Genomic DNA, 12,022 nt, shown 5'->3' on the forward strand with positions numbered 1-12,022 from the left:
GATGCTAATGATTATTATCCTTTCGGAATGAATCACCTAAAAAGTGGAAATTCATTCTTTGGATCAAGTTCGTATAAAAATTACAAGTACAACGGTAAAGAATTGCAGGAGACGGGCATGTATGATTATGGGGCAAGGTTTTATATGCCTGACATTGGAAGATGGGGCGTTCAAGATTTATTAAGTGAATTTTACTATTCATACTCACAATATAATTATGTTGGTAATAATCCCATTATCAGGACAGATCCAACAGGAGCAGATTGGTACACAGACAAAGATGGTAATTACCAATATAATTCCAATCTTAATAAAGATAACGCAGATAAGTTCTTTAAAGACAATAAAATTGAAGGAGCAAAATATTTCGCGGCTAGTGGTAAAGCTATTTCTGGATATAATTTAGGAAAAGATAATCAAGAAATTACTTCAAGTTATAATTTAAATAGTGATGGCTCGGTAACTGATAATATTTTAGGTAAAAACATTGATGCTGGTTCAACAGGACAATTAGGAGAAACAGGTAAATCTGTGACTGCTGTGGATGATAGACCAACAGGTGATTTAAATAAGAATGGTGATAAATTTTATTCGAATGATAAAAATACATATCAATTAAATAATAATCATTGGGTTAAATTATCTGGTCAAATGGTTGATGCAAATGCTCTTCATGCTGGTGGAATGGGATCTATTTATTCAACTCACAATTCTATTACCTTAGTAGATCGTGCTATTTATAATGATAATTTAACAACCATTTTTGATTATACAATTGATTTAAAAGGATTGGCAGTTGGTATGGGTTTATCTTCTATAGAGAAAGGGAAATTTGAAAAACCTTCTATAAAAGGTCTTGCAATTGGGTTTATTTATAATTTTTATTCAGGAACTTTTTAATCAATTAAATTCAATAAGAGAACATGATGAAAACGCTGAGAAAAATATAAATCAGAATAAAAAGTAATTATAAACGGTAGAATTATTATAAGAGTAATTATATATTTATTGAAATTTTGTGGAATTATCATAGGGATTGATATTATATATAATATTATAGTGCATCATCAATTAAAATCAGTTAATATAATATTTGATATTATTTTTGGCTTTCTTTTTTGGATACTATTTCTTTTTTCTGACAGATTGCGGTCTCATAAATTTTGATATTCCCGATCCCCCGATCTCGCGGATTTATAATCCGTGAGCAACAATAAAGAACCCACCGCTTTGCGAGGTCACTGAAAAACCTTGCATCTTACGCCAGCCTATTCATTTAGGATGAAAAATAAGAGCTTATTACAAGATTTAAAAATCCGTAATAAGCTTTTTATTTTTTTGGGAAGTTGTTTTTTTGATTTTTTTGAGTGGTGATTTTAATCTTATTACAATTGATTTTGAAAATTCGGTACAGAGATTTATTTTCTCTACAATAATTTCAGGATTCTCTTCAGATTGACTACGAAAACAGCCATTGCGCCCTGCATCTGCATGTTTTCTATGCCGTAAGAAGTGGCTCTTTGATAGCCGTGTACATTTTTCAGTTCGCTGCCGCTTTGCGGTGGGTTTTGTTATTTAACGTGAATTCGGAGAAAAACATGAGGTGCTTAATGTCTAAAATTAATATTTTAGAATTGAACAAATACTAAAACACCTCATGAAAAACAAAGATATGCTTTTTGACGAAAATCTATTGATAGAAATCCTTTAATAGAGAGTGTGAACGATATTTTTACTTCCGTCTTTGATCTGGAGCATTCCAGACACCGAAATCCCGATAATGCTTTAACCCATATGATCTCTGCCATATGCGCCTATTGTTTTTTACCCGGAAAAACCATCGGTAAATTTCCCGAACTGGATAAATGCATAGATGGCAAGGACAACTAAATATAATTCAATATTTTAGAGTCGAGTTCACGTTATTTAGTGAACGCCTGTTTCGTTTTAAAATTTTGGATAATGTTATCTACGAGAAAGAACAGATGTTCTTTAGTTTCAGGATCAAGCTTGTCGATATCTTCAATGCGCTTCATTACTTCTTTATCATAAGAAGAAATCTCGCCTTCCCCAATTAAATAATCTACCGTTACATTAAAGGTTCTTGCCATTTTCATCAGCACTTCAATAGAAGGAGTATTTGCATTGCGTTCGTAGTTCCCGAAGATGGTTCTGGAAACTTCAATCCTTTTGGCAAGATCTTCCTGCGAAGTATTAAAAAAAAATGTCATAATATTGGTTTTATAGTCTAAGAATACACATCAAAATTAAGAATCATTTGAATTTAACAGAATTCTAACAAAGTTCTTATAAACTCGTTCCCCAAAAATATTAGAAATAAATAACGATAAAACCTCTATTCATTAGCCAACCCGTATTTTCCCCTAATCAGAACCCGTGATGCAATAAAAACAGCAAACGGTGATAAAACCGTACTGTAATCGGTGATTTTTAAAATTTACCATTTTATTGTGGTTCGCGGAGTTGCTGTAGAGTCTACCTTTGTCTTACTATTAACCAATTAATTTTTATAATATGAAAAACTTAGTTACAGGCGTATTTACATTAATGGCCATGGGATTCACATTTGCACAGGCAAATATGGATATGAGTACTCAAAACGGAAACATGAACGTTGCTACAGTAGACCAGACAGGTCTGATGAACGTAAATCAATTGAATCAGTATGGTAACAGAAACACTGCGGATATTGATCAGGTGGGAATTTTAAACACCAATGAGGCAGAAAGCTTAGGAAACCGAAATGCTGTAGACGTAGAGCAGACTGGTGTCGGAAATTCAAATCTTACAAGCCAGACCGGAAATCGTAACGAAGCTACAACTTGGCAGATAGGTATGCTGAATTCTACACAGCAGACACAGCTCGGAACAAGAAACGAAACATCTTCTACACAGTGGGGAAATATGAATACTGCTGTTCAGTATCAGGACGGAGAAAGGAATGATGCTTCCTCTTTCCAGTGGGGGAATAGCAATGCTGCTACCCAGATCCAGTTAGGACAGAGAAACGAAGCCTCTTCCACTCAGGTAGGTGATGAGAACACTTTGCTGCAATATCAGCAGGGTAATGATAACAGTGCTGCAAATATTCAGACAGGCGATAACAACATTGCTGCAGCCTTCCAGGTGGGAGACGATAATATGGCAATGGGAACCCAGACAGGAGACGACAACCTGTTGGTTCAACTGCAGATCGGTGATGGAAACAGCGCTATGAATACACAGTCCGGTGACGGAAATCTGGCGGCGGTAAGCCAAAGCGGAGACGCACACATTCACATAGGAAATCAAATAGGAAACAATAATTCTTTAATGGTTAATCAATCAAATTAGTACTTCTGTAATCTGAAGTTTGGGAGAGACGACAGTCTCTCCTTTTTTATTTTTTAGCCGTTGTTTATAATCCGTGTTTATACGTAACTGTAAGCAGTGATTTTGACGGATTACCAATTATACGTGTTTTATAGCAAGTTACATTAGACTAACTTTATCAAAATTAATAATCATGTTTACTCTAAGATGGGTTTTCTTTACAATGTTCTTCTTTATATCTGTAAAATCTCAACAGATAGATTGGGACAGGATTAACAGCAATAATGTTTTCAGCATTATCGCTGTACAGAATCAGGATCTTGTGGCTTCCTCGGATATTATTCAGATGGGTAATAGTAATCATGCAGAGCTTTCCATCAATGCTAAAACAGATATTGCGGTAAGACAGTCGGGAGACTATAATGCGCTTTACTTTGTGAATTCATTTTCGGAAGCAGAAACAAAAACTGCAGTTACAACTCAAGGTAATAACAATATTATTGATATCACAGGAAGCAACAGTATATCCGAAAATTTACAGATCCACGTAAAAGGAGATAACAAAACCATCTTCATGAGGAATTATTAAAAATAGGATGATGAAAAACAGGTTTCCCCTTATTTTGTGTACTTTTCTTATCCTTCTGTCACACACCACTTTCGGGCAGGAGGATAAAAAAGTCACTGCAAAGATAGAAAGCAGAATTGTGGAAGATCAGATTCAACTCAAAGCAGTGGTTGCCAACAACACTCCAATCTATGCAGAACTCAATTATCTTCTCATTTCAATAAAAAAAGGAAACGGAGGAAATTTGTCTAACAACAAGCAAAACGGTAAATTTTCTATCAATCCTAATGAAGTAAAGGTTTTGTCTGAAATAAATGTAAACCTTGAGAAAAAAGACGCTTTAAAAGCTTTTCTCTATGTAAAAGATGAAGAAACCCAGAAACTTATTGCGAAAGACAGTCTTGAACTTAATGGAGATTTATTCAGAAAAAAAATAGCCGGAATAGAAGAAGATGTTTTTTTCGAATTAAAAGGTTTAACCATTGATGAAACCAAAAGCAAAGTAGGAAAGGACTTCTATGATATGTTTTATATGAATTACAGCCAGATTAAAGATAAACTGAATGCCGCTGTAAAAATCTCAGAACTTCCTGTTCGCGGAACCAACGGACAGATCAATATTGAAATTGAAGACAAAATTATATACAGTTTTATAACCAATCCGAGCGAAGATTACCTGAAAGAACAATTGGTTGCTGCCTTAAAGTATATAAAAGAATTTAATGCTAAAAAAAATCTGATAAAGAATGAATTCATCTATTAATAACATCAGTCATGAAAACTCTTATTATTCTACTGAGCATTTTTGCGGGAATTTTCTCAGGAAAAGCACAACAGCTCGTTTACAAGCCTATTAATCCCGCTTTTGGAGGAGATACGTTTAATTATCAGTGGCTTTTGAGTTCAGCAAACGCTCAAAATCAGTTTGATGATAAAAAAAGCAACAGCTTACTTGATAATTTTAATTCTCTCGACAGCTTCAGCCAGAGCCTTAACCGTCAGGTTTTGAGTGAACTGTCCAGAAAATTATTTGCAGACCAGTTCGGAGAAGAAACTATTCAGCCGGGAAATTACCTGTTCGGCTCTATGTATTTACAGATTACCGCTACCGCTCAGGGACTGCTGATTAATATTTTGGATACCAAAACAGGCGATCAGTCCGAGATTGTTATTCCAAAATAAAGAAGATTACCAATTACTAATTTTTTTGACCATGAGATCCACAACCTACACCAGAATTTTTTTCTGGGTAACGATGCTGTGCATTCTGCAGGCATGCAGCTCTTTGCTCGGATTGCCCTCCAGTCCGGAAAAGTCTACGCTTGGCGAAAACACATCGTATACCACAGAACTTAAAAATTTACCCTTGCCCAAGGAAAAAATCGTGATCGGAGTATACAAATTCCGGGATCAGACAGGGCAGTACAAACCTGCAGAAAACGGAAACAACTGGAGTACAGCCGTTCCGCAGGGAACCACAACCATTTTAATTAAAGCATTAGAAGACAGCAAATGGTTTATCCCGATTGAAAGAGAAAATATTGCCAATCTTTTAAACGAAAGACAGATCATCCGTTCCACAAGGCAGGAATACCTTAAAGATGCCGATAAAAATACTCAGGCATTACCGCCGCTCTTATACGCCGGAATTTTACTCGAAGGAGGCGTTATTTCCTATGACAGCAATATTATGACGGGCGGATTGGGTGCACGATACTTCGGAATCGGTGCTTCTACACAGTACAGACAGGACAGGATTACCATTTATCTTCGTGCTGTTTCCACATTAAATGGCGAAATTCTTAAAACCGTCTATACTTCAAAAACCATTCTTTCCACGAGCGTTAACGGAAGTTTTTTCAGATATATCGATACCGAAAGATTGCTGGAAGCTGAAGTGGGGCTTACTCAGAATGAACCTGTTCAGCTTGCCGTAACCGAAGCGATTGAAAAAGCCGTAAAAGGATTAATTGTGGAAGGAATTAAAGATAAAATATGGGGGAAATCGGTAGATAATATCGATAATTATCAGGCGATTGTTGATGAATACGATAGAGAAGAGCAAAAGAATGTAAACAGAGTAATTGGAAATAAATTTCAGGACAATTACCGAAAGAATTTTGCTGTTTTCGGAAACGTAGAAGCACAAAAAATTAAAGACGATTACGTAAATCCCAAAATGAGTATTGGCGGAAAACTGGGTTTTAAATATTTCATGAATCCGAATTTCAATCTTGAATTTAATTCAAATGTATTTACGTTAGAAAATGAAAACATCGTAAAAAGAACTTTCATTGTTCCCGAAATTAACATCGAATATCTGCTTTTCCCGAAATATAAATTCACACCCTACATTTACGGTGGAGCAGGAGTGATGTATTCTGAGATCAAACCTCAGTACAAAGCACAGTTTGGCGGCGGCTTCGAGTATATTTTTGCTAAAAATGTAGGATTAAGAGCATCTTCTCAGTACGATCTGGGTTTTAAAGATCAATGGGAGGGGCTTATCAACGGGCAAAGAAAAGATCAGGCACTGAGATTTTCGCTGGGACTTAATTTTTATATCGGTAACCAATAAACCCTGAACTATGAAAACAATACTTAAAATATTCAGCATCTTTCTTCTTTCTTTACTTCTTTTTTCCTGCAATGAAGAGCTTGTAGATCAGGCACAGACAGGAACACTAAAAGGAAAAGTAGTAAAAAGGGGAACCAATGCCCCGATTGCCAATGTGAAAATTTTTACTTCTCCCAGTACACAGACTGTATTTTCCGGAGCAGACGGATCTTTTGAAATTACAGGAATGCCTATCGGAAATTATTCTGTAAAAGCAGAGCTTACCGGCTACGTCACCAATTATCAGGCTGTTAATATTCAGACCAATGATCAGGCGGTAAGTGTGGTTTTTGAAATGGATGACGACAAATCTTTAAATTCTCCTCCCACAGCTCCGGTATTACTCAGTCCTGTTGATAATGCGGTAAGCCAGCCTTTAAGTGTAGAACTTACATGGAACGCAAGCGATCCGGATACCAAAGATGAACTTAAATACAGTTTAACAATTAAAAATAATATCAATACAAATGTTGTTCAGGTAAATGATTTAACGGTAAAGCATTACACCCTTTCCAATCTTAATTACGGAGTAAGCTATTTCTGGCAGGTTTCTGTCTCAGACGGAATCCATCCTCCGGTGATGAGTGCCATCGGAAAATTTACCACCAGTACAGTTCCAACGAACAGATATCATTATGTTAAAAAACTCAACGGGAATCTTGTGATCTTTTCCAGTGATGCCTCAGGAACGAATTTTCAGTTTACCAGTTCTTCTTTCAACAGTTGGCGTCCTAGAAAAAACAATAATTCTGGGCTGGTTGCTTTTTTAAGAACAGAAGGCGGCAGCAATCATATTTACACTGCAAATCCCGATGGTTCCAATCTTTTTAAAGTGACCACAGTTCCGGTTGCAGGTTTCAGGAATGATGAGCTGGATTTTTCATGGAGTACAAACGGGCAGGAACTTTTATATCCAAATTTTAATAAATTATACAGAATTAATAAAGACGGAAGCGGTCTCAGTCTCGTGTACACCACACCCGATGGCAGCATGATTTCCGAATGCGACTGGAGCTACGACGGATCTAAAATTGCTTTAAAAACAAATGATTACAGCGGTTACAATTCAAAAATTTATGTGATTGATATGCTGGGAAATGTTCTTAAAACCGTTCTCACGGGACTTCCCGGAGCCAGTGGCGGACTGAATTTTTCCGTCGACGGGCAAATGCTGCTTTACTCTCGGGATATTTCAGGATATCAGGATACTTCCGGAAATTACAGACAATTAGATTCCCATGTTTTTGTCTATAATCTCACAGCAAACACAAACCACGATATTTCGGCAGAAAGCGATAAGATGATGGGAACTAATGACCTTGATCCCAGATTTTCGCCGAACAATGCTCAGGTAATTTTCATGAATACTTCTAATGATAACATCTCCCAACGGAATGTTATGGTTATTGATCTGAACAGCTCGATGACGGATCTCACTAGAGCTGTTCTTTTCAGTAACGCGGAAATGCCGGATTATGAATGATATTGATGAGGTTGCTTTTTTGTGAATAGCCAATGAATTCACAGGTACAGAATGGTTAGCTGTCAGTCCTTAATTACCATTTGTCTGTGTCACAAAATTGGCTGTTCACCTTTTTTAAGAGATAACATTTTTTTGATTTTTTCATGGTTCTTAAAAGGAAATTCCAAACCCGTAAGTTTGGAATTTTTTTTAATGAAAAATTGGAGCTGCTGTTTAATCTATAATATGATTTTCCAATGCATATTTTACAACTCCTACCGAATTTTTTACATTCAGTTTAAGAAGAATTCTTTTTCTGTGTGTTTCTACCGTGTTTATACTTATGAAAAGTTTTTCAGAGATGTCTTTGCTGCTGAGTCCGTCGCAGATAAGCTTCAGGATTTCCATTTCGCGCCTCGTTAACGGATCTTTTATTTGGTTTTTGCCCGTGTCCTGCTCATTGCTGATGAAGTTAATCATTCTGTCTTTTGCATGATTGCACACGTAGATTTCATTGGAAAGAAGTGCTTCTATAGATTTTATAAATTCATCGTAGCTGCTGTTCTTATCCAGATAGCTTTTAATTCCTTTGTTGAATAATTTTCGGATATCGATCACGTCATAATCGTTTCCTATAATAATAATCTTAATCGCTTTATTTTCGGTGGTAATATTTTCCACAGATTTATATAGTTCCGTAAAAATCAGCATATTGGCACTGATCATGAGAAATTCCGGCGGATCGTCCTTCAAAAGTATTTTTAATGCTTCCGGGCAATTGCAAATATCAATTGTTGTGAAAATTCCACTTTGTTCGAGAAGTTTTGAGAGCCCTTCCGTATACAACAGAGGCTCGTCGAAGATGGTTAATCTTGGTCTCATCATGATTAGTTTTAGTTTATATAAAAATAAGAAAAAAACTTAATATTTATATAAATATAATCAAAAAATATCTAATTAAATCGATTAAATTGTTAAAATAATACAGTTATTTATGATTATTTGATAAATAATTCCCTTTGGTTTGATTTTTAAGGGCTATTTTTAGAGTTATTGATTGTAAATGCCTTTATTTATCATATTTCTCAAGGGTCTGTTTTAATTTGAAAAATTATTTAACTAACACTTTTGGGATATGTTTTATCGGAAAATTTACAGAATTGGCGATGAAACAGAATTCATTTGCTTTTTGATGAAGTTCTGTTGCTTTTTCAATCATAGACTCTTCCGAAACCGTAACTTCAGGATGAAGAATTACTTCCGTAAAATGTCCGCTTCCGTTTGCCAGTTCTGTCATTATACCTGTAGGAAAATCGTTATAATCCGTCACTACAACTCCCGCTTCCGAACAAAAGTGAAGATACCAAAGCATATGGCATGAGGAAACTGAAGAGAGAAGCATTTCTTCAGGATTATATTTTGTCTTGTCACCACGAAATGCCGGATCGGATGAAGCCTCGATTAGAACTTTATTTTCTGCAGAAATTTCATGACTTCTTTCGTAGTCTCTGTAAGAACTGGTTCCTTTTCCTGTATTTCCCGTCCAGCGAACGGTTATTTTATATTGGTGATTTTTCATTTTAGTTTTTTAAAAGAGTATAGAATTTAGAATCTTTAAGAATATTTTTTACTATTTCTGCCCGATCTTTTTTAGTTGTTGTATCATACAGTTTCCAATACGGCAGTGTTACATTTCTGTCTAAGAATTTAATGCTGTATGCAGTATACTTGTTTGTCCCGCTCATTTTCTTTTCTGAAATCAAGTTTTTAAATGCCTTTTCAAATTTTATTTTTAAATCTTCTTTTGTATTATTTTTTAAAAGAAGATCATAAGCTTGCTTAATGATTTCAGAATTATCAGCCAAACCGTTTTCTATCAATAATGGGATTAAAATATCCAGTGCTTTTTCATTTTTCTTTAGTCCGATATAACATTTACTGTATTTTTCTGCCATGAAAATCTCCTCCATTGCAATAGCATTACCACAAAAAGACTGAAAAGGATGTTCATTCGCTTTGTCCAGAAATTTTACTGCCTCTGTAAAGTTATTATTTTCAAGTTCAATATCTGCAAGGCTTTGATAAATGTGATTTAGATATGAATTTTTAGAAGAAGAGAGAAATTGGTTGTCATGCTCTTTACCGTTTTTTTGATCTTCTGTTAATTTTAAACAAAAAAGATAAGATTTTTTTGCATTATCACGTTGATTTAGACCTTGCTCATTCGATGCTTTGCCTAAAAATGCAGTAAATAAATATTCAGAATTCGGATAAGTTGCAATGAACTGATCATATTTTAAAAGAATTTCATTTTGAATATGAATAATACTTTTCGAATTTATGGAAGTGCTATCATTTTCAGAAATAATTTTATTCAGTAAAGAATCTTCAATTTTAAATATTTCGTTTATCGCAACAGAATCTTCCTTCTGCCCAAAGGCAAAAAATGAACACAGTAGTAAGAGTAAAGAGAAAATGTTTCTCATTTCAGGTATTAGTTTTTATAATAAGCGTGTAAAATTATGAAAATCAGATCATAAAAAATCTCCGTATTTTTACGGAGATTTTAAATTTTATGCGTTAAAATTAATTTTTGATAAGTTTTTTTGATAAGATTTTTCCATTTTCAAAAGTGGTTTTTGCAATATAAACACCCTTTTGAAGCTCGGAAACATTAGAATTATTTTCTCTAACGGTCTTTAGAAGCTTTCCGTCAATAGAATAAATGTCTATTTTGCCTACTCTTTCTTTGGATTCATAAACTAAATTTTGCTTTACAGGATTCTCAAAAGAAATATCATTCTCAGCTTTTGTAATATTTAAAGTTGATAATGTAGTCGTATTAAATAAATATTTTACAATACTTCCGCCGACATTTGAAATAATATTATTGTTGTTGACTATTATTTCTTCAACACTAGCAAAAGAACTGTCCGCATAATAACCAAAATCAGAAGCTATTGAGCCGCTTTGAGTGAGTTTTGTGAAAAAAACAGGAGATTCATCTGATCCGTAAGGAATATATGGATGAGAAGATTGGTTTCCTCCAATGTAATAATGTCCATCTTTTTCAATAATGCTTTTTGCTAAAGCAGTGGGATGTATTGCAGATAAAGCACAATTAAATGTGGTATCAAGAGTTCCATCAGGGTTAAGTCTAAAAACTTCATTACCGGCAGGATTTGATTTTGAAATAACAATCTTATTATTGCTGTCTATAATTGCTGTACTAAAAGGAGCAAAATCTAAATTAGACTGTAAAACACCATTGTTTCCAAAGTTCATTAGCGGCTGTCCATTCGGATTGAATTTTTCAATGGTGCTGTTACTGTAGGGTGAGTTGATTTTAGTAAGACAGATAATATTAGATTGATTATCTAGTACTACAAACGCACCATAATAAAAGTTACCCTGAATTGCTACGGAACCATTAACTCCGAATGAGGTATCCATACTTCCGTTAGCATTAAGCCTGTAGATAGCAGTAGAATTATAAATGAGTATTTTTCCATTTTGTAAGAGTAGTCCTAAAGAACGACCATTTGTATCACTGTTAAAATCATTAGATATAACAGAGACTCCATTAGTTCCGAAAGTGGTATCTAATTGTCCGCTTGGAAGTATTCTGTATACAATTCCTACATTGGCAGAACCGGAAATTCCCCCACTGACATTACCGTAACCAAAAATTACAAGCTTTCCATCAGGTTGCATTTTGGATTGACATTGATAGGTGTAATAAGGTAACTGAATTTTTCCATTGTTTCCAAAATTCGAATCCAGAATTCCATTATTTGTAAGCTTATATACAAAGGTTTCGTTACCATTCGGCACAGAATAAGATGAATAAATACTGCCATTGGAATCTTGAGTCATAGTCCATGAATAGCTGTAATTGGCAACATCAGATATTCCGTTTGAACCAAAAGAAAGATCTTTGGAAATAATCTGTGCAAAAGTAAGATGTACTACAGTAAGCAGCACAAGAAATAATAGTTTTCTCATTTGTGTTTAAAATTCTTTTGTGTAATCTGATACAAAT

The 12,022-nt window shown here is 34.7% G+C and carries 13 protein-coding genes; 8 read left to right on the plus strand and 5 right to left on the minus strand.

The annotated features are described in order from the left end of the window. Both H6W53_RS19240 and H6W53_RS19245 read left to right on the plus strand, forming a co-directional pair. A partial coding sequence (locus H6W53_RS19240) for an RHS repeat-associated core domain-containing protein (RefSeq protein WP_185209024.1) occupies nucleotides 1–900 on the plus strand: 900 nt, incomplete at its 5' end. Between the two features lie 819 nt (nucleotides 901–1,719). After that, on the plus strand, nucleotides 1,720–1,890 hold the full coding sequence (locus H6W53_RS19245; RefSeq protein WP_185209026.1) for a hypothetical protein: 171 nt from the start codon (nucleotides 1,720–1,722) through the stop codon (nucleotides 1,888–1,890). 32 nt (nucleotides 1,891–1,922) lie between these two features. Here the strand turns inward: H6W53_RS19245 and H6W53_RS19250 are convergent, their stop codons facing one another. Continuing rightward, nucleotides 1,923–2,231 (minus strand): helix-turn-helix domain-containing protein, encoded by a 309-nt coding sequence (locus H6W53_RS19250; protein WP_185209028.1) that lies wholly within the window; start codon nucleotides 2,229–2,231, stop codon nucleotides 1,923–1,925. Between the two features lie 304 nt (nucleotides 2,232–2,535). Here H6W53_RS19250 and H6W53_RS19255 point away from each other — a divergent pair, with 304 nt between their 5' ends. The 6 genes from H6W53_RS19255 to H6W53_RS19280 all read left to right on the plus strand — a co-directional run bounded on the left by H6W53_RS19255 (nucleotide 2,536) and on the right by H6W53_RS19280 (nucleotide 8,001). Then, nucleotides 2,536–3,354 (plus strand): hypothetical protein, encoded by an 819-nt coding sequence (locus H6W53_RS19255; RefSeq protein WP_185209030.1) that lies wholly within the window; start codon nucleotides 2,536–2,538, stop codon nucleotides 3,352–3,354. Between the two features lie 172 nt (nucleotides 3,355–3,526). Next, nucleotides 3,527–3,922 (plus strand): hypothetical protein, encoded by a 396-nt coding sequence (locus H6W53_RS19260; RefSeq protein ID WP_185209032.1) that lies wholly within the window; start codon nucleotides 3,527–3,529, stop codon nucleotides 3,920–3,922. Between the two features lie 10 nt (nucleotides 3,923–3,932). After that, nucleotides 3,933–4,664 (plus strand): CsgE family curli-type amyloid fiber assembly protein, encoded by a 732-nt coding sequence (locus H6W53_RS19265; RefSeq protein WP_087712165.1) that lies wholly within the window; start codon nucleotides 3,933–3,935, stop codon nucleotides 4,662–4,664. Between the two features lie 11 nt (nucleotides 4,665–4,675). After that, nucleotides 4,676–5,083, plus strand: a complete 408-nt coding sequence (locus tag H6W53_RS19270) for a curli production assembly/transport component CsgF (protein ID WP_087712102.1) — start codon at nucleotides 4,676–4,678, stop codon at nucleotides 5,081–5,083. A 31-nt stretch (nucleotides 5,084–5,114) separates the two neighbouring features. After that, entirely contained in the window at nucleotides 5,115–6,479 is a 1,365-nt protein-coding gene (locus H6W53_RS19275) for a CsgG/HfaB family protein (protein WP_185209034.1), read from the plus strand. A gap of 10 nt (nucleotides 6,480–6,489) precedes the next feature. Then, nucleotides 6,490–8,001: a carboxypeptidase-like regulatory domain-containing protein gene (locus tag H6W53_RS19280; protein WP_185209035.1), complete on the plus strand. Its 1,512-nt coding sequence runs from the start codon at nucleotides 6,490–6,492 to the stop codon at nucleotides 7,999–8,001. 213 nt (nucleotides 8,002–8,214) lie between these two features. Here H6W53_RS19280 and H6W53_RS19285 read toward each other — a convergent pair whose 3' ends face one another. The 4 genes from H6W53_RS19285 to H6W53_RS19300 form a co-directional block, all read right to left on the minus strand. Then, on the minus strand, nucleotides 8,215–8,862 hold the full coding sequence (locus tag H6W53_RS19285; protein ID WP_087712167.1) for a response regulator transcription factor: 648 nt from the start codon (nucleotides 8,860–8,862) through the stop codon (nucleotides 8,215–8,217). A 229-nt stretch (nucleotides 8,863–9,091) separates the two neighbouring features. After that, nucleotides 9,092–9,559, minus strand: coding sequence for an OsmC family protein (locus H6W53_RS19290; protein WP_185209036.1), 468 nt, complete (start codon nucleotides 9,557–9,559; stop codon nucleotides 9,092–9,094). A 1-nt stretch (nucleotide 9,560) separates the two neighbouring features. Beyond that, nucleotides 9,561–10,466 (minus strand): hypothetical protein, encoded by a 906-nt coding sequence (locus H6W53_RS19295; protein WP_185209037.1) that lies wholly within the window; start codon nucleotides 10,464–10,466, stop codon nucleotides 9,561–9,563. A gap of 100 nt (nucleotides 10,467–10,566) precedes the next feature. After that, nucleotides 10,567–11,985 (minus strand): T9SS type A sorting domain-containing protein, encoded by a 1,419-nt coding sequence (locus tag H6W53_RS19300; protein WP_185209038.1) that lies wholly within the window; start codon nucleotides 11,983–11,985, stop codon nucleotides 10,567–10,569. Nucleotides 11,986–12,022 lie beyond the last annotated feature (37 nt).

It is taken from the genome of Chryseobacterium sp. C3 (genome assembly GCF_014218905.1).
Lineage (GTDB): Bacteria > Bacteroidota > Bacteroidia > Flavobacteriales > Weeksellaceae > Chryseobacterium > Chryseobacterium mucoviscidosis.